20 protein-coding genes and 1 pseudogene are annotated in these 18,118 nt (G+C 42.0%); 6 read left to right on the top strand and 15 right to left on the bottom strand.

Annotation, left to right across the window (positions count from 1 at the left end; translation table 11 throughout):
- Nucleotides 1–57: 57 nt before the first annotated feature.
- The 8 genes and pseudogenes from NSQ52_RS04410 to fabL form a co-directional block, all read right to left on the bottom strand.
- Nucleotides 58–1,644, bottom strand: a complete 1,587-nt coding sequence (locus tag NSQ52_RS04410) for an ABC transporter substrate-binding protein (RefSeq protein ID WP_017358851.1) — start codon at nt 1,642–1,644, stop codon at nt 58–60.
- Nucleotides 1,619–2,596 (bottom strand): ABC transporter ATP-binding protein, encoded by a 978-nt coding sequence (locus NSQ52_RS04405; protein ID WP_084231714.1) that lies wholly within the window; start codon nt 2,594–2,596, stop codon nt 1,619–1,621. Before NSQ52_RS04405 ends, NSQ52_RS04410 begins: the two co-directional genes overlap by 26 nt.
- Nucleotides 2,565–3,587, bottom strand: a complete 1,023-nt coding sequence (locus NSQ52_RS04400) for an ABC transporter ATP-binding protein (RefSeq protein WP_058336496.1) — start codon at nt 3,585–3,587, stop codon at nt 2,565–2,567. Before NSQ52_RS04400 ends, NSQ52_RS04405 begins: the two co-directional genes overlap by 32 nt.
- 111 nt (nt 3,588–3,698) lie before the next feature.
- Nucleotides 3,699–5,441: an ABC transporter ATP-binding protein gene (locus NSQ52_RS04395; protein WP_008341950.1), complete on the bottom strand. Its 1,743-nt coding sequence runs from the start codon at nt 5,439–5,441 to the stop codon at nt 3,699–3,701.
- A gap of 95 nt (nt 5,442–5,536) precedes the next feature.
- Nucleotides 5,537–6,067, bottom strand: coding sequence for a DUF402 domain-containing protein (locus tag NSQ52_RS04390; RefSeq protein WP_008341956.1), 531 nt, complete (start codon nt 6,065–6,067; stop codon nt 5,537–5,539).
- A gap of 147 nt (nt 6,068–6,214) precedes the next feature.
- Nucleotides 6,215–6,475, bottom strand: coding sequence for a YgaB family protein (locus tag NSQ52_RS04385; protein WP_039167929.1), 261 nt, complete (start codon nt 6,473–6,475; stop codon nt 6,215–6,217).
- 174 nt (nt 6,476–6,649) lie between these two features.
- Nucleotides 6,650–6,799 (bottom strand): annotated as a pseudogene (locus NSQ52_RS04380) (gamma-type small acid-soluble spore protein); the annotation flags it as partial.
- A gap of 76 nt (nt 6,800–6,875) precedes the next feature.
- Nucleotides 6,876–7,628, bottom strand: coding sequence for an enoyl-[acyl-carrier-protein] reductase FabL (gene fabL / locus NSQ52_RS04375; protein ID WP_007496726.1), 753 nt, complete (start codon nt 7,626–7,628; stop codon nt 6,876–6,878).
- An 81-nt stretch (nt 7,629–7,709) separates the two neighbouring features.
- Here fabL and NSQ52_RS04370 point away from each other — a divergent pair, with 81 nt between their 5' ends.
- The gene (locus NSQ52_RS04370) at nt 7,710–7,934 is read left to right on the top strand and encodes a hypothetical protein (RefSeq protein WP_008341962.1); all 225 of its coding nucleotides are present in this window, start codon (nt 7,710–7,712) and stop codon (nt 7,932–7,934) included.
- Here NSQ52_RS04370 and mutY read toward each other — a convergent pair.
- Nucleotides 7,921–9,021, bottom strand: a complete 1,101-nt coding sequence (gene mutY, locus NSQ52_RS04365; RefSeq protein ID WP_045034508.1) for an A/G-specific adenine glycosylase — start codon at nt 9,019–9,021, stop codon at nt 7,921–7,923. The two genes, NSQ52_RS04370 and mutY, sit on opposite strands and share 14 nt — an antisense overlap.
- A 191-nt stretch (nt 9,022–9,212) precedes the next feature.
- Here mutY and NSQ52_RS04360 point away from each other — a divergent pair, with 191 nt between their 5' ends.
- Nucleotides 9,213–10,193 carry a metal-dependent hydrolase gene (locus NSQ52_RS04360; protein ID WP_008341965.1) on the top strand — a complete coding sequence of 327 codons (981 nt, stop codon included), beginning with the start codon at nt 9,213–9,215 and terminating at the stop codon, nt 10,191–10,193.
- 18 nt (nt 10,194–10,211) lie between these two features.
- Here the strand turns inward: NSQ52_RS04360 and rsoA are convergent, their stop codons facing one another.
- A complete protein-coding gene (gene rsoA, locus NSQ52_RS04355; RefSeq protein WP_061418431.1) occupies nt 10,212–10,433 on the bottom strand; it encodes a sigma-O factor regulator RsoA in 222 nt (73 codons plus the stop codon).
- Complete coding sequence (locus tag NSQ52_RS04350; RefSeq protein ID WP_047947015.1) at nt 10,381–10,983, bottom strand: sigma-70 family RNA polymerase sigma factor; 603 nt, start codon at nt 10,981–10,983, stop codon at nt 10,381–10,383. The genes rsoA and NSQ52_RS04350 overlap by 53 nt, the downstream gene beginning before the upstream one ends.
- 166 nt (nt 10,984–11,149) lie before the next feature.
- Here NSQ52_RS04350 and NSQ52_RS04345 point away from each other — a divergent pair, with 166 nt between their 5' ends.
- The 3 genes from NSQ52_RS04345 (at nt 11,150) to NSQ52_RS04335 (ending at nt 13,062) form a co-directional block, all read left to right on the top strand.
- The gene (locus NSQ52_RS04345; protein ID WP_003217819.1) at nt 11,150–11,314 is read left to right on the top strand and encodes a YvrJ family protein; all 165 of its coding nucleotides are present in this window, start codon (nt 11,150–11,152) and stop codon (nt 11,312–11,314) included.
- Nucleotides 11,315–11,408: 94 nt separating this feature from the next.
- A complete protein-coding gene (locus tag NSQ52_RS04340; protein ID WP_048002115.1) occupies nt 11,409–12,572 on the top strand; it encodes an oxalate decarboxylase family bicupin in 1,164 nt (387 codons plus the stop codon).
- A gap of 67 nt (nt 12,573–12,639) precedes the next feature.
- Entirely contained in the window at nt 12,640–13,062 is a 423-nt protein-coding gene (locus NSQ52_RS04335) for a regulatory YrvL family protein (protein ID WP_144680181.1), read from the top strand.
- Between the two features lie 2 nt (nt 13,063–13,064).
- Here the strand turns inward: NSQ52_RS04335 and NSQ52_RS04330 are convergent, their stop codons facing one another.
- The 4 genes from NSQ52_RS04330 to NSQ52_RS04315 all read right to left on the bottom strand — a co-directional run bounded on the left by NSQ52_RS04330 (nt 13,065) and on the right by NSQ52_RS04315 (nt 17,838).
- Nucleotides 13,065–13,538 (bottom strand): DinB family protein, encoded by a 474-nt coding sequence (locus NSQ52_RS04330; protein ID WP_039167943.1) that lies wholly within the window; start codon nt 13,536–13,538, stop codon nt 13,065–13,067.
- Nucleotides 13,539–13,599: 61 nt separating this feature from the next.
- Entirely contained in the window at nt 13,600–16,194 is a 2,595-nt protein-coding gene (locus tag NSQ52_RS04325) for a YfhO family protein (RefSeq protein ID WP_342473949.1), read from the bottom strand.
- 87 nt (nt 16,195–16,281) lie between these two features.
- Nucleotides 16,282–17,265 (bottom strand): glycosyltransferase family 2 protein, encoded by a 984-nt coding sequence (locus NSQ52_RS04320; RefSeq protein WP_163116215.1) that lies wholly within the window; start codon nt 17,263–17,265, stop codon nt 16,282–16,284.
- Nucleotides 17,266–17,565: 300 nt separating this feature from the next.
- Nucleotides 17,566–17,838: a YfhJ family protein gene (locus NSQ52_RS04315; RefSeq protein WP_017366871.1), complete on the bottom strand. Its 273-nt coding sequence runs from the start codon at nt 17,836–17,838 to the stop codon at nt 17,566–17,568.
- 116 nt (nt 17,839–17,954) lie between these two features.
- On the opposite strand from NSQ52_RS04315, the gene NSQ52_RS04310 reads away from it, so the two are divergent.
- Nucleotides 17,955–18,104 carry a small, acid-soluble spore protein K gene (locus NSQ52_RS04310; protein WP_003217849.1) on the top strand — a complete coding sequence of 50 codons (150 nt, stop codon included), beginning with the start codon at nt 17,955–17,957 and terminating at the stop codon, nt 18,102–18,104.
- Nucleotides 18,105–18,118 lie beyond the last annotated feature (14 nt).

The following is an 18,118-nucleotide window of genomic DNA, read 5'->3' as shown; positions in this document are numbered from 1 at the left end:
CTTTCACCGCCTTTTCATTGTTTGGATAAGGGAGATCGAACGATCTCCCTTATTTGCTTATTCGAAATATACGTCAGTCAATGCTTCGGAACCAGTCGGATGTGGCTGGTAGCCTTTTAAATCTTTAGATGCGGCAAGCATTGGAATTGAATGGACTAATGGAATCCAAGGTGCTTCATCATGAATGATTTCTTGAGCTTCTTGATATAATTCATTTCGCTTCTTTTGATCCGTATCGGTCTGCGCTTCAATGAGGATGTCATGCATTTTATCGTTTTGGAAGAATGTATAGTTGTTACCGCCAATACTGTCTTTATCTAATAATGTATAGATGAAATTATCAGGATCGCCATTGTCCCCTGTCCATCCTAATAAGAACACATCTGCTTCGCCTTTACTTGCTTTATCTAAATAAGTCGCCCAATCATATGTGACGATTTCGGCTTTGACACCAACTTTTTCAAAGTTTGACTGAATGACTTCAGCTACCTTCATCCCGTCTGGCATATATGGACGCGGCACAGGCATTGCCCAAAGCTTGATGCGAAAACCGTCAGGGAAGCCTGCCTCTTTCAATAGTTCTTTTGCTTTTTCCGGATCATATGGATATGGCTCAATCTCGTCATTGTAGCCTTCTAATGACGGAGGAAGTGGATTTTTTGCTGGTTCAGCAAGCCCTCCATAAAACGACTCGATGATTGATTCTTTATCAACTGCATAATTGAGTGCCTGACGAACCAACTTGTTATCAAGCGGCTTTCTAGTCACTGTCAGCCCGATATAACCTACGTTCATGGATGGTCTTTCAATCAGCTGGAGCGCTTTGTCTGTTTTAATGCCATCTAAATCGGACGGATTGACGCCATCCATCAAGTCGATTTCGCCTGTTTTAAGCGCATTTAAACGAGCAGAGTTTTCAGGAATAGAGCGGAAGATGATTTGTTTCAGTTTTGGTTTATCTTTTTGCCAGTAATCTTCGTTCTTTTCTAAGACAATACGGTCGTTCTGCTTCCATTCTTTAAACTTAAATGGTCCTGTGCCAACTGGGTTTTCTCTAAATGAATCACCGCTTTTTTCAACTGCTGCAGGACTAGCGATACCAAATGGTGACATGGCGATGTTTTTCAGAAATGTTGCCTGTGGGCGTTTGAGTTGAAATTCAATTTCATGCTCTCCTTTGACGATGATGTCTTTAATGACATGCCCTTTATCTTTTTTATAGCCGCCAAACATGCCGTAGTAAGGAAATTTTTCGGCATCTCCATTCATCCAGCGGTCAAAGTTGAATTTCACTGCTTCTGCATTAAAGTCTGTGCCATCGTGAAATTTCACACCTTCTCTTAAGTAGAACGTGTACGATTTTCCGTCCTTCGCAACATCCCATTCTGTTGCGAGGCCCGGATGGATGGTCGTGTCTTTTTCACCGTAATTCAAAAGCTTTTCAAACATATTCTCTGTGACCTTGAAGGTTTCGCCTTCTGTTGTAGTAATCGGATCAAGTGACGTAGAGTCCCCTCCTCTGCCAAATACGAGAGTGTCTTTTGTGGCTTTTTCTTCTGATGTTGATGAAGATGAACAGCCCCCTAAAAATAACGCAAGTGCCAGCACAAAAATGAAACTACTGAATAACCATGTCTTCTTCATTGTGTTCCTCCTTTTGATATAAATAGCACGCAGCTGCATGACCTGTTTCCTCCTCATACAAAGGCGGAACAGCTTGCAAGCATTGCGCCCACCTTTTTGGACATCTTTTATAGAAAGGACAGCCATCTTCTGACACCAGGGTGGATTCTTCCGCTGACACATCCTGCGTTTCCAGCACGTGATCCATATGTGGAATGGATTTCAGAAGAAGCGATGTATAAGGATGAAGCGGATTGTGAAATACGTCCTCCGCAGGACCCATTTCTACAATACGGCCAGCGTACATCACTGCAATTCGGTCGCTCATATACTTGACAACGCCTAGATCGTGAGAAATAAACAAGTACGTCAGAGAAAGCGTCTTTTGCAATTCGAGCATTAAATTCAATATTTGTGCTTGAACCGATACATCTAAAGCGGAAACTGGCTCATCGGCAATCACAAGACTTGGATGAGTAATGAGCGCCCTAGCAATTCCAATACGCTGCCTCTGACCGCCGCTGAATTGGTGCGCATAACGGTCTCCATAGGATGGGTCAAACCCAACAATGTGCAGCATCTCTTTTACCCGCTTTTGTCTTTCTGCTTTTGTTCCATGTTTATGAACAATGAGCGGTTCTTCTAAAATGTCTTTGATTTTCATTCGTGGATTTAAGGAAGCGTATGGATCTTGGAAAATCATTTGAATGTCTTTTCTGAAGGAACGCATGTCTCGTTCTTTCAGAAGCGTCACTTCTTTTCCTTTCATTTGGATTGAGCCAGAAGTCGGTTCGATTAATCTCATTAAGCTTTTGCCAAGGGTTGATTTCCCGCAGCCAGATTCGCCCACAATGCCGAGCGTCTCTCCTTCTTTCACGTGAAAGGACACTTGATTTAAAGCCAAAGTCGTCTGTTTGTGTTTAGAAAAAAATGCCGATGTGTCATAACGCTTCGTCAGTTGATTCACTTGCAACAGTGGGTGATTCAGTGTCTTCTCCTCCTTCCATTAGAAAACATGCGACGCGGTGATTGTGTGAAATGGATTGTAAAGATGGGTCTTTTTCAAGACATTGCGTCATTTGATATGGACAGCGTGGTGCAAATTGACAGCCGGACCGAATAGCTCCTGGCTTAGGTACATGACCCGCAATAGACATGAGTTTTTCTTTTTTCTCTTTAAATGATGGAACAGAGGCGAAAAGACCTTTCGTGTAGGGGTGCAGAGGTTTTTGGAAAATACGGTCAACGGTTCCTTCTTCTACGATTCGACCGGCATACATAATCATGACACGCTGGCATATTTGCCGCACGACGCCTAAATCATGAGTAATAAATAAAATAGCGGTGTTCATCTCTTCATTTAACTTTTTGAGCAAACGAAGAATTTGTGCTTGGATGGTGACATCAAGTGCAGTCGTTGGTTCATCTGCAATCATGAGCTTTGGGTGACATAGCATCGCCATCGCAATCATTACACGCTGACGCATGCCGCCCGATAGTTCATGTGGATATTTTTTGAGTAATGACGCTGCTTGTTTCAGGCCTACCGTTTGAAGCAAATCTACCGCCTTTACTTTTGCTTCTTTTTGGCTGATAGTCTGATGTGTGAAAAGGGCTTCTGTCATTTGCTTGCCGATGGTCATGAGTGGATTGAGAGAAGTCATGGGTTCCTGGAAAATCATTGAGATGTCATTCCCTCTGACCTCTCGCCATTGTTTCTCCGACAGTGACAGCAGGTTTTGACCTTCAAATTGTATGTGACCTGTTGTTTCTGTTTGGTGATTCAGCCCCATTAAAGACATCGATGTGATGCTTTTCCCGCAGCCAGATTCGCCCACAATACCTAAGGTTTCTCCTTTTTGAATAGAGAATGAGATGTCATGAACGATCGGCACTCTCTGCTTTTTTTGCTGAAAAGCAATAGACAGCTGTTTGACATCTAGCAATACTTTTTGTTCTTTCACATCTTCACCACCCCGTCATACTTTTTAAAATTGTATTGAGACAAGCTGGGAAATATGTCATGTTTTTGACAAGCATAAAAAGCCTATCCGCTAGAATCGGATAGGCTTCTACTAATTTAATGTTTGAATGGTAAATAGATGGCGATAGTGGCTGTCTCGGTTCATTAATTCCTCATGTGTTCCTTTTTCCACAATCTCGCCTTGTTCCATGACCACAATGAGGTCCGCATGTGTAATCGTTGATAAACGGTGCGCAACAATAAAAGTTGTGCGATCTTTTGCCAGCTTTTGCATCGCTTCTTGAATGTAATGTTCACTTTCTAAATCAAGTGCAGACGTCGCTTCGTCTAAAATAAGCAGCGGTGGATTTTTAAGAAATACCCTCGCAATTGAAATTCGTTGTTTTTGACCGCCTGATAGCTTTACGCCACGTTCTCCTACCTTTGTGTCATATCCTTCAGGAAGAGACATGATGAACTCATGGGCATTAGCCGCTTTGGCCGCCGACACAATTTTCTCAAAGGATGCTTCTGGGTCTCCCACAGCGATATTTTCTTTAATGGTGTCACTGAATAAGAATGTATCTTGGAGCACCATCCCGACTTGATTCCGCAGGCTTCTTGCCTTGTACTCTTTAATATCAATGCCGTCAATTTCGAGTGATCCGCTTGTGACATCATAAAATCTTGGAATTAAGCTGACGAGTGTCGACTTCCCTCCGCCGCTCATTCCTACAAGCGCAACGGTTTGACCTTTTTCTACTTTCAAGGAGATATTGTGTAAAATCTCTTCCTGTGTATGTTCGTAACGGAACGACACATCTTTAAATTCTACCTCTCCTTTTAAGTGATTGGCTTCTTTTGCATTCGGCTTGTCTGTTACTTCATACGGTTCATCAATAAACTCAAAAATACGATCCATTGATGCTACTGACTGAGTTAAAGTCGTCGATGAGTTAATGAGACGGCGAATCGGGTTGTACATCCGGTCAATGTAGCCAACAAAGGCAATCATTGTCCCAATTGAAAGCGACCCGTTAATGACGGTATAGCCAGCAAAAGCAATGATGAGCAGCGGCGCAATGTCTGTGATCGTATTGACGACAGCGAATGTTTTGGCATTCCAATTCGTATGATTGATCGCTTTGTTTAAGAAATTTTTATTTTCATCGTGAAAATTCTCTTGTTCGTATTCTTCAATCGCAAAGCTGCGAATGACAGGCATTCCTTGTACTCGCTCATGCAGGTGCCCTTGTACCTCAGCCAGTGCCTGCGACCGCTCTTTTGTCAGCTTGCGAAGCCGTCCGTAAAAATACTTCACTGCTAACGCATACAGCGGAAAAATAATGACAGACACAATGGTGAGTTTAAGATCCAGTGTACACATAATGGCTATCACAATCAGGACGGTCATCAAATCAAGCCAAATGTTCATAAGCCCTGTGATGACAAATTCCTTTGTTTGCTCCACATCGTTGATGACCCTTGAAATAATTTCCCCTGTTCTCGTGTTGGCGTAATAACGAAGGCTCAACTTTTGAATGTGCGAGAACAGTTTTTCCCGAATATCAAATAATACTTTACTGCCTGTCCACTGCGCATAGTATTGTCTGTAGTACTCAACAGGCGGTCTCATCACTAAAAATAATACAAGCATGATTCCCATAATAATAAAGAGAGTGGATGTTTTTTCTTCAGCCGATCCAGAGCCTTGAATCACATCATCAATGACATACTTTAAAAGCAGAGGCAATGTTAAGGGGATCGAGAACTTAATCATTCCGATCACCATTGTCAATGCAATCTGTTTTTTATACGGTGTTACAAAAGCCATGTAACGTTTTATGACCCCCATGTAAATCTCCTTCCCAATCTATCAGTGCCTCTTATCCGTACGCAATCAAAAACCTGTTGGCTTTGAAAAGCCAAACAGGTTTTAGCTGCTGTTACTTATTTTGTATAACGCAAAAAACGTTCATACCACATATCCACAAATTCTGGAGCAAACGGTCCCTTCCGCTGGTGAATCCAATGCAGTAATGTATTTAGATGCTCTCGTAAGATACTATCGATTTCTTTTGGATAATTCATCTGCCTCTTATGATCTGCATATTCATCCTCATCCAAAATATTATACGTCATGTCCGGAAAGACTTTGACATCTAAGTCGTAATCAATATACTTAATCGCCTCTTCATCTGTCGCAAAAGGAGAGCTGATGTTGCAGTAATAATACACCCCATCATCTCGAAGCATCCCAATGACATTAAACCATTGTTTTGCATGAAAATAGCAAATAGCCGGTTCTCTTGTCATCCATGTTCGGCCATCGGATTCAGTCACCATTGTTCGATCGTTTGCACCAATGATACACAATTCCGTTGCTTTCAGAATGGTGGTTTCATTCCAAATCCTGTGGATCAAGCCATTATGTTTATAGCTTTGAATTTGGATGGTTTCTCCTTCCTTGGGATAGCCCATATTTTCTCCCCTACTTTCTATAACAAACAAACCTAACAGTCCAAAGACCTAATTTCCCAACTAAACATGTCTCTATTATATTATACCGTTACATCATTAAAAAATGAAATGAAAAAGCCATTCAACCCAATTGAACGGCACACTCTTTTACATCACGGTTGAGCTCTTCTCCATTTGTTTATACGAATTGATGACTTGTTCAGTCTGTTTTGTAAATAGTGTTTGGACTTTTTGCAGTTCTTCTCGTTTCTGTTTGATTTGATCATGAAGCTTATGCCGCTCTTCCTTTTTTTCACCTTGCAGCAATCGTTTTTCTGTCTCTAAGTACAGATCAAGTTCTCCTTGTACATCGAGCAGCTGATCCATAAGCTGCATTTGTTCTTTGACAAGCTGGTCGAAATCAGACATCTAACTCCTCCCTTTCATTCGTATCGACTTTTTGTATCTATACCATTTCTTGAAAGAAGGAAGAAGTCCTTTGACTGTTTATGTAGAGGTTTTACAGGTTTTGTCGGATGGTGGGGAGAGGCAAAAAGAAAAGCACTTCATTCGTAGATGAAGTGCTTCCCTTTGTTTCAGTGATTAGCTGTTTTGTTGTTTGTTTTGCTCAGCTTTTTGGTTGTATTTTTTTACGTGCTGTGCGTCAGTCTCGCTAGCAAATTCAGTGCCATATTGACCGCCTTGTGCAGCAGCTTGGTTTTGTTTTTTCACTTGTTGTGCGTTTGTTTTGTTTTGTTGTTTATCCATCATTATCACCTCCACGCACATTAATTTGTGCAGAAGGTGTACATCTTATTCATGATTTTTTTTAAACAAGCAAAGAACGTCCGCCATCGACGATAATCGTCTGTCCTCTAATCATATCTGCTTTGCCTGATACAAGGAATTCTACACTGTCGACCATGTCTTTAATTTCCACCATACGGCCTGCTGGTGTATTTTTCTTAGCGTCTTCTAATAACTCTTCACGATTTGGGAAGTGCTTGAGTGCATCTGTATCGATGGCGCCGCCTGATACGGCATTTACGACGATATTTTTTTGTGACAGCTCAACGGAGAGGTAGCGTGTCAAAGCTTCTAGTGCTGCTTTAGATACACCGACCACCGTGTAGTTTTCAAGGTAGCGGATAGAGCCTAGTGAGCTAATGCTGACGATATGTCCGCCGCCGTTTTTCTCCATTAATTTGGCTGCTTCTTGTCCGCAAAATAACAAGGCTTTCGCATTGATATTCATGGTCCAGTCCCAATGATTTTCTTCAAGATCCATGATTGGACGCTGAACGCCAGATGCCGCATTGTTCACAAATACGTCTAAACGGCCAAACGTTTCGTCAATTTGCTGGAACATGTCTTTGATTTTCTCTGGCTGACCAACGTTGGCTTTGACAACTAATGTTTTAACACCCATCGCTTCAATTTCTTCAGCTGTTTCAAGTGCTGCTTTTTTGCTTCTTGCATAGTTAATGACAATGTCATATCCTTTTTCAGCCAGGCGAAGGGCTACTTCTTTCCCAACACCTCTACTGCTGCCTGTAATTAGTGCACATTTACGCTTGTTCATTATGGTTCATCTCCTGATTTGAATAGTTTTCGTCCATTCGCTTCACACTAATAGGAAAGTTCCTATTAGGAGGTTACATTCATGTATGTCGGACGCGATTTAAGCCAGCTTGGCATGATGTCAAAGGATCAATGGAAAGATACTGAGCTTGCTTTTTTTCATCATGCTTTCCAACAAATTTTACCTTATTTAAACGAAGAAGGGCAATCTAAGTATCGAGAAATCATTTCTGAAATTGAAAACCGCGGGGGTCTGCACCGAAATGAAGCCGATTATACCCATGGTACAACGGTTAAATATGACTAGGCTGTTCAAGTGCCATCTTCCATATTTTTTGATGTGAGACTGGCAAAGCATATGCCTCAAATTCTTCTGTTGTGACTTTTTTCAGCATCGTGTCATCAGATACAGAGGTCACACGTCCAAAGAAAACAGAAATATTCCAGATGAGGTGGGTAAATACATGTTGAATGGTGCCTTCTAAATCACCAAGTTCTGCTTGTACACCCGCTTCCTCTTTTAAGAAATCAATCAGCTGCTCTTTTTCCGTTTTTCTTCCCTTCATTGTTTCCATGTTTGGGAACTCCCATAAATTCGCAAGCAGACCTGTACTTGGACGCTTATGAATATAGAGATGGCCTGCATCGTCAAATAACACCGCTGCTGCCATTGATTTCGCAGTCGGCTTTTTCTTTTTACTTTTCACCGGCAGCTCATGCTGAACGCCTTCCTCAAGTGCCGAGCAATGCATGTTTACAGGACAAATGAGGCATGCAGGAGAGGTTGGGGTGCAAATAAGTGCACCTAGCTCCATTAGCCCTTGATTGAATTCTGACGGCTTTTCCCGGGAAATGAGCTGATCAACCGCAAATTCGAAAATGTTTCTCGTTTTTGGTTTTGCAATATCATCCCATATGGACAAGATACGGGAAATGACCCTCATCACGTTGCCGTCTACCGCAGGGTATGGCTTGTTATAGGCGATACTCAGCACTGCGCCGCTCGTATACGGGCCTACACCTTTCAGTTTTGAAAATTGTTCTTTCGTATCAGGGACAACGCCCCCGTAGGATTCATAGACTTCTTTCACAGCTGCCTGTAAATTACGCACTCGTGAGTAGTAGCCAAGACCTTCCCATGCTTTCATGACCTTTTCTTCATCAGCTAAAGCAAGATCTTTCACCGTCGGGAATTGCTCCATAAACCGATTGAAGTACGGAATGACCGTATCCACTCTCGTTTGCTGGAGCATCACTTCTGATACCCAGACGCGATATGGATCTTGATTTTCACGCCATGGAAGTGTACGTTGTTCTTTTTCATACCAATCGATTAAATCATGCTGAAAGCCCGCAATATCTTTGCGGTCCAGCTTTTCTTGAATGTCTTTCATATCTATACTCCTTCTCATTGGACCGAGGGCTAACGTTCTGAAAAGAACCTTATTTGTTGTATACTGTTTGTAGATACGTTAACATGTTACATTAAATCGAGATAAAGCAAAAGTGATTTTGCACATAGTCTTGATTGGAGACGTATACTTTGTATGATTGTTCCTAAGCATGACAACTAGGAGGTAATCAATTGGATACTGGTACTCATGTAGTAATGGGCATTTCTCTTGGGGGACTTGCGCTTTTAGATCCAGCCGTCAGCGCAGATCCACACATGGCACACGCCGTGATGATCGCGACCATCGCCGGCTCCCAAGCACCAGACATTGATACTGTGCTAAAACTAAAAAATAATGCAGTTTATATAAGAAATCACCGGGGATTTACTCATTCCATTCCGGCTGTACTGTTTTGGTCATTGCTAATTCCGGCTGTGATTTTCCCATTTGTGCCGGGGGCGAATTTACTTCACCTCTGGCTATGGACACTATTAGCCGTTGTGCTTCATGTGTTTGTCGATATTTTCAATGCATACGGCACACAGGCCATTCGCCCATTTTCAAAGAAATGGGTAGCGCTTGGGATCATTAATACGTTTGATCCGTTTATCTTTTTTACACACCTTGTCGCCATTGTCGTTTGGGCGATTGGCGGTCATCCCGGCTATACGTTCATTACGCTGTATGCCGTGATTTTCTGTTACTATATCGTCAGGGTCATCATGCAGCTTCAGATTAAACGTCAGCTGCGTGCACGATTCGATGAGATTGAAGACATTATTATTTCGCCTACAATGAAGTTCAGACAATGGCGCATTGCTGTGAAATGTAAATCCTCTTTCCATGTTGGACGCAGTATGAATGGTGAGATCATCATTTTAGACACCTTTAACCGTGTGCCGGTCCCTGATACTGAGATTATGAAAATTGCCAAACAGGATGAAAACATTTCAGCCTTTCTCTCCTTCTCCCCTGTCTACCGGTGGGAAGTAGATAAATACAAGGATCATTATGAGGTACGGTTCATTGATTTGCGCTACCGCAGCAAAGGTCACTATCCTTTTGTTGCGATCTGCCATATCGACATGGACCACCAAATCAAAAATTCCTATACCGGCTGGATTTTCAGTGAAGAAAAACTGCAAAAAAAATTAAGACTCGGCTCTGTGTGAGCGAGTCTTTTTTTGTGCTTACATCTTCGTCATATATTCCACAATAAACTCCCAAAAGCCAGGTCCTTCTTGGTAAATCAGCCGGTCTATTTTTTCGATGAGTTTGATGTAGAGTTCTTGTTCGAGGTCTTCTCTTTCTTGATATGCCGTGTTTTGTAGTTTCTTTTTGATCATGGGTGTGAAGGTTTCAATGAGTTCTTCCATTTCTCCATTGGTCATTTTGTCTTCTTGCACGGACATCTCCCCCTGTTTCTTCTTTTAGTTTGTTGAGCGCTTTTTTGTGGATGTTTGAGATGTTTTGTCTCGTTTCACCTAGCCGGTCGGCTATTTCTTTCATTGTTTGACCTTCAACATAAATATGGGTTAAAACCATTTTTTGTTTGTCTGTGAGCTGCTGATAGGCCTTGTACAATCTTGGGTCTTGCAGGTGCTCCCCTAAGTCTTGCTGGTTAAAGAGCACAGCTTCATACGTATCTGTTTGAACAGGGTCTTTCACTTCTTGCGTATCAGGATGATCGAGTATGAGCGGAAAACGTTGCTGCTTTTTTTTCACTCGTTTGTCAAAGTCGACTGAAAAGATGCGGATCATTGTGGAAATATACTTGATGATGCGGATTTTTTGATAAAACTGCTTGAACTCGGAATCTAGTTTTTTCGCATTTTCTTCGTTTGGCTCTTCCATGACTTGCCGGAGCAACTGCTGGTTTTTAGGATTGCTTAAAAACTGCTGAATGAGCGGGTGGTCAACGATTTCCTTCCATTTTGCTTTCAATAACAGCCGATAATCCATGTGCATCCTCCCCTTTGTTCTCTCTACTTGCATTAAGTGGACAAAAGTTAAAAAAAGTAAACTTTGTGAAACGGGTCTAATGGTTCATTTTCTCCCCCTTTGATTTCCTATTTCTTCTTTCATACCACTTATAGAGAAGACGAGCATCCGCTGGGAGGTGAGACAAATGGAGACCTTTTTTTCGGAGGAATGGCTGAAGCAGCTCGGTCAGGCTGGCTTTCCTGCCATTTTGACAGTTTACTTGCTGACACGTTTTGAACGAAAGTTTGATGAATTAAGCAAACTCATCCAACGATTGGTCGCTGTTCAAAAAAATGATGAATCAGATTGACATCTTCTTGATTCGTTTCACCTTATGAAAACGAGGGCGAAATGAAAGGCCTTTTGTCACCTCACACAATACGATGTTGAAAGGGGATTTTATCATGAGTGAAAAGCAAAATGGTGTACCGCAGCCGATTCGAGGAGAAAAAGGAGCAACGGTCAAAATTCCACGTAATCTCGAGCGAGACAGGCAAAACCCAGATATGCTCACGCCACCAGAAACCGATCATGGAACGGTTCCCAACATGAAATATTCTTTTTCTGATACGCACAACCGTTTAGAAAAAGGCGGCTATGCCCGCGAGGTAACGGTTCGTGAACTGCCAATTTCTAAAAGTCTTGCCTCTGTGAACATGCGGCTAAAACCTGGTGCAATTCGCGAGCTGCACTGGCACAAGGAAGCGGAATGGGCGTACATGATTTATGGGGAAGCCCGAATTACATCGGTTGATGCAGAGGGGCGCAATTTTACAGAGGATGTGACTGAGGGAGATTTATGGTACTTCCCTTCAGGCTTGCCGCATTCTATTCAAGCACTTGAACCGGGAGCTGAATTCTTGCTTGTGTTTGATGATGGTTCCTTCTCTGAAAATAGTACGTTCCAAGTGACTGATTGGCTTGCCCATACGCCAGAGGAAGTTGTGCTCCAAAACTTTGGAATGACAAAGGAGCAATTTGAAAAACTGCCAGAGAAAGAGAAGTATATTTTCCAAAAAGGAATTCCTGGTTCCCTTGAATGTGACAAGGTGCAAACAGAGCAAGGTGAAGTCCCGAATTCCTTTAAATATGAGCTATTAAAACAAGAGCCAATTACGTCAAGCGGTGGACAAGTGTGGATTGCGGACTCTACCAATTTCAAAGCGTCTAAAACGATTGCATCCGCTCTTGTGAAAGTTGATCCAGGTGCCATTCGTGAGCTGCACTGGCACCCAAATACGGATGAATGGCAATATTTCATTTCTGGAAAGGCACGAATGACGGTCTTTGCTTCTGATGGACATGCGAGAACCTTCAACTATCAGGCGGGAGACGTTGGCTATGTGCCATTTGCGATGGGGCATTATGTAGAAAATACAGGCGACGAACCGCTCTATTTCTTAGAAATCTTTAAGAGCGATCATTATGCAGACATTTCACTCAATCAGTGGCTTGCGGTCACACCGAAACAGCTTGTTTTGGATCATTTAGATCAAGGCGAAGAATTCTTAAAACTGCTTGATACAGAAAAACACCCTGTCATCGCTGCACCTAAAAAAGAGGATTAATTCCACCTTCCTGCAAAAAGGCTGTCCTTTTTGCAGGTATCTTCATGTAAAGGAGTGTTGTTTACCCATGCAACAATCTGTTCACGCTTTATGGCAAGGGCTGAAATGGCTCATGGCGCTATCAGCTGTCTGTTACATATTTTTGTTGTTTTGTGTGCTGTTCTTTCATTTGACCGGTGCTTTTTATCAATCGATTTTATCGTTGATTCTGTTTATGGGCATCTATGTTGTACTTGGGATCTCTTTTGAACATCTGGAACACGTGCTCATGCGGTTTGTTCGTAAGTGTCGGTCCAAAAAACGATCCATCGTTTTCTATGCCGTTTTATTTCACCTTTTGTTTATTTGGGGTGCTGTCTATGTATCAGACGAATTGGTTGACGGCATTTTGCTGACTACTTCTGAAGAAATTCTCTTTGCGCTAAGTCTTTGGCTATTTCATTTTTTGTTTGATTATGCGACGTTTCCATTTGAGAAAGAAGCTTCATGACTCTACTCTCTTTCTGACGAGAGTGCTTCTTTGATTTGCTTCATATGATGGGTATCGTGTTCGATCAGTCCTTGGAAATAACTTAATAACGTCAGCTTGGTTTGACCAATAAAAAAAGGTTCATTCCAGCGAGATGGTTCAATTTTCTTCATTTCTTGAAGTAATTCTGTTCTGACAGCAATAAATCGAACGATCGTCTCGCTTTTCTTTTCCTTTCTCGCTCTTTCAGCTGACTGCTGATTCATTTTGTGCACATCAGGAGCTTGAGGTAATGGCCGATCGTTCCAAAATTCCTTTAGTCGAGCCTTTAAAATAAATTCATCCCATGGAACGAAATGGGCGATGATTTCAGCGGTGCTCCATTTTCCATCAGCGATCGCTCTGCGCCATTCTTTGTCTGTTAATTCCGTTAGTGACTGTACCCATTCAATGGAGTGTTCAAAATGAGCAATAGTGGACTCTTTGTTTAACGTCAAATGGTCTCCCCCATTCACATGCTTTTATGTAGATTTTATCAATGATGAGAAAAAACACCACTTATGATGTAAAGTGGTGTTTCTTGTGTTTTCTCCGTGCATATAAAATCGCAACGATCAAACTGACGAGTGAAATCAATGCGAGAATTCTGATATAAGGCGGATAGTAGGTTAGCACGATCTCGTTTTTGCCTTTTTCTATTGGAAAACCGATAAACGCATAATTGGCTTGTTCAATATCGGTTTGATGGCCGTTCACCGTGAGCTCCCAGCCTTTTTCATATGGAACAGGCAGAATCATATAATCATCGCCGCGCTTGTTCTCATAAGAAATCGTAAAGCGGTTATTTTTAAGTTTCACCTGCTGGCTGCCATCATCCTGTTTTTCTTTTTCATATGCCCGCGCAAGGGTGCGGTAAGGCTCATGATACAGCTTTAATTGACTCAGCTCATACTTCCCTTTTGGAACTCGTATGGAAAGGATTTTTTCCGCAGGGACTCGGATCGTCACGTCATTAACGCCTGTTTTGTAGATAGACGTATTGCTTTTGCGTGATGTGACATAGTCATCCACAGATAACTGAAACCCTTCGTTACGGTCGGTCCGCTTCACATAAAAGCTCACATACACATCCCCCACGCGAGCGATATCATCTGGAAGGGTGATATTCAGCCCGCCCGTTTTCCCGTATACATCAAGCACGCCATTTTCGTATACCGCTTGTTCAGTATGAATGTTTGTATCCTTTATTCGATCAGGCGATTGGTCGATTTCAGCATTTCCTTTTTTGTTTAAGATCACACCTTGCAACATCGCATGTTCTTTATCAAGTGCTGATGCATGCTCTAGTGACTTTTCTGAATAGACGGTACTCGTTGTTCTTGCAAATGGGAGCGGACGTGTATTTTCATACACTTCATAATGTTCGCTTTCCAATATGGGCTTAAAATAAACCGGCGGTGAGAAAGACATCGATTTGTCTCTCATATAATACTTCCCGTAGGTCAGACTGTATAAATTCGCCCTGTCCCCCATTGTTGCATACCGGCTGACACTTTCCCGTCCCATATCAATTTGCAGGTCATTCCAGTAGAAATGGAGCAGATGCTGATTCAATATACTTGAATACGCACTCATGCCTTGAAAGCCTTCAAATAACGGGGTGTTGTTGCGCACGCCGTTCATCCAATCAATCCGGGCAAGCGGATCTTCTTTTGAGCGGCTTTGAATCTGCTGAATGAGCTTCATTTGCTCATGTCCAGCATACGCCTCACTATTCAGATACGTATCTGATACGCTCTTAATATTGCTTCTTTCAAATAAGTAGCCCTGCTGATACACGCCTGCTGTCAGTAAGCTCACAACGATGAGCACAGCTGAAAAGAGACGAAGGTGCAGACGTTTCCCCGCATGTATCGAGAGGAAGAACAAGCTGATCACAAGCAGTCCTATTCCGGTAAATACAACAACATCCATATTTCCCTTTGCTCGTTCTGAAAGGGCGACTGCGAGAAGGAATACAATCCAAGCGCCTAAAACCGCACGTTTTTTCCACTTCCACTCCATTTGCGAGAAATGCTTGATGGTGATGGCTACAACTGCTCCGACTGTAAAAGCAAGAATGTATTCAAATCTGTACTGCGGTGCAGAAAAACCATTAAACACGCTCGCCATCTTTGGACTGTAGTGAAAAATGATCAGCAGAACACTGATCGATGTGAACATGAAAAACCATCTGTTCCGGTATAGCGGAACGAGAAACAGACAAATCAGAAAGATGACCGGCAATAAATACACCCTGCTTGTAAACAGCAGATGATCATGCAGCTCAAACCAAGGAATTGCCTGTTCATACGGCGGTCTTACATTATTGAGAAAGCCGTAAACAGACGGGATAAAAAAGGCAGCACTGATCCCAAACGATAACAACGTAGAGATCGCAAGTGTCCAGAACACCTTCCAGCCTCGCTCCTCGCTTTGAAGCTTAATCATATATCTGAAGACGAGATAAATGGCTAAAAAGATAAAGTGAATGTAAGCAAAGTAAAAATTGTTGATCAGCATGAGACTGCAAGCCGCAATAAACCATGCCGGCTTGCCTGTTTTAAAAATCCGTTCAACCCCGAGCACAAGCAGCGGAAGCCACATCATGCTGTCGGTGAAAAACTCCCAAAACGTTTGATGCCGAAAGTACACAATAGACAGTCCGTAAATACCGGCACCTGTCAGCGCCCCCAGCCTATGTTGCACAATCGAAAGAAGCACACGATATGCGATGAACAGAATGACTGTCAGCTTGATCACACTCAGCCAAATAACAGCATTTGCCCAAAAGTGAATGTCTGTTGACTGTACAAGGTGAAGCACATTTAACAGCCAGACAACAGCGACTGTGACCATAAAGACCATCGACGTTGTAAAATAATAACCTAATTGCGTATATGTACCGCCGCCTAGACCAAATTGATAGGAATAAAAGAAGTTTCCTTTGACGTATTCGTCATACAGCAGCTTTTTAAACGGGAGCATTTGCGAAATGCCATCCCCATCTCCCGTCATATATCGGCCTTGCGTATATTCATATAAGAAAAAGGAGTGGCCTAATAAAGCAAGAATGAGGCACATTCCAATGAGTATCCATCTACGTTTCATCATCTAAATCCTTTCTCCAAAAGATCCACTGTTCATTGAAACAAAACAACCCAGCAAGCGATTCGTGCTTGCCGGTTATTTGACTCCACGTTATTTAAATAACTGCGTTAACACTCGGTCTTGTTCTTTTGAGCTTGTCTCTTGTTCCATGACATTTGATTCTTGAATTAAGTAATGCGGCCTCTTTTTCGTTTCATAGTAAATCCGGCCAATGTATTCTCCGATCACACCTAGACTCAAGAGCTGGACACCACCGAGGAAAAGCACAGCTGAGATTAAAGTGAAATAACCCGGTACCATGATGCCCGTTCTGACGATTTGAATAAAGGTCGCCACGATGTAAATCAAAGAGAGAAATAAGATCAAAATACCCGTATAAAAACAAATACGCAGCGGGCGGTTGTTAAAGGAAATGACACCATCAATCCCGTAGTTAAATAATTTCTTCAGTGACCATTTTGTATCACCGTGCTGTCTTTCCACATTTTCATAATAGATGACCTTTTCTTCAAAGCCAATCCAGCAAAAAAGGCCTTTTGAAAAACGATTTCCCTCTTTTAGCTGAAGCAATGCGTCGATCGCTTGACGGGAAATTAAGCGGAAATCTCCTACCCCATCACGCAAGTCCACTTCGACCACCTTGTTCATCACTTTATAATACATCGATGATAGGTAAGAACGAAGCTTGCTGTCCCCTTTACGGTTTCGTTTGGCAATGACTTGATGATAACCTTCTTCGTAGCCTCTAACAAAATCCTGAATCAAATACGTTGGGTGCTGCAGGTCGGCGTCCATAATGATCGCAGCTTCTCCTTTTGCATGCTCAAGACCTGCTAAAATTGCAGCTTCTTTCCCAAAGTTACGAGAAAAGGAAATGTATTTGACTTTTGCACTTTTGAGAGAGAGCTCTCTCATGTATTGAAGCGTATTGTCTTTGCTTCCATCATTCACAAAGATGATTTCAAAGTCATAATGAAAATCGCGAAACTCTTCCTCGAGTGCCTCAAAGATTCGTCTGATGTTTTCACCTTCATTGTAAGAAGGAATTATAACAGAGAGCAGTTCCCGTTCCATATCGCACCTTCTCTTCACTTTTTTCACATAGTCTGTTATGTTCATTATTCCTTTTTTGTCAGAAAACGAAACCCTTTTTTATTATCCATAAATTTCATGTATCCTTAATCGTTACATTATATCAGAGTTTTATTTCCAGTGATTTTCACCAACATGAATTTAATGTAATTTTAAGTTTATCCATTGTAAAAAGCCTGTAATTTTGATCACAGACTGGGTATTGTTTCATAAAATTGTTTGGTCAATTATATATTTTCCTGTTTATTGAAAAAATGAGTGGAAGTGAAAAGGGCAACCCTTTTAATGCAGCAGCCCTTTGTCGTTTTGTTGCAGATGCTCATTTGCCTTCGATTGTTTATTTTGAAATAAATGCAGCTGAGCGCCGTAGCTTTCGATCCATTCTCGGACAATCCGTTCAGTCGTTTCTTGTCCTTTATACTTGCGGCCAGCCTTTGCATAGGTTGTTTCAAAATCACTCCAAAGGAGCTCTACCCATGTACGTGCTTCTTCATATGTGAGCATATTGTTTTTTTCCATTAGTTGTTCGGTTAATCGCTCAAAATATTGTTCCATACTGGTTCCTCCTTCATCTAGCAGAAAGTGCCTTTTTAAAAAAATCTCTTTTTTCATATACTACCCTTACGTCTTCAAAAGACGCAAATGATTTGTATTGTTTGGAGGGAATCAGTATGCGTAATAAAGCAAAGGGCTTTCCAAATCAAGTGAATCACAAGTTTGAAGGCGAACCAGGGGCCACAGATGCTTATGCGTCTAAAAGGCCGAACGGTGAGACGAATACACGTCCACAGGAACGTATGAGGGCATCAGGGAAACGCTAATTTTTCCAAAGGGA

This window comes from Bacillus sp. FSL W8-1141, assembly GCF_038593205.1.
Lineage (GTDB): Bacteria > Bacillota > Bacilli > Bacillales > Bacillaceae > Bacillus > Bacillus altitudinis.
Note: the sequence above shows the minus strand (reverse complement) of the source record. Positions and strands in the feature narration are given on the sequence as shown.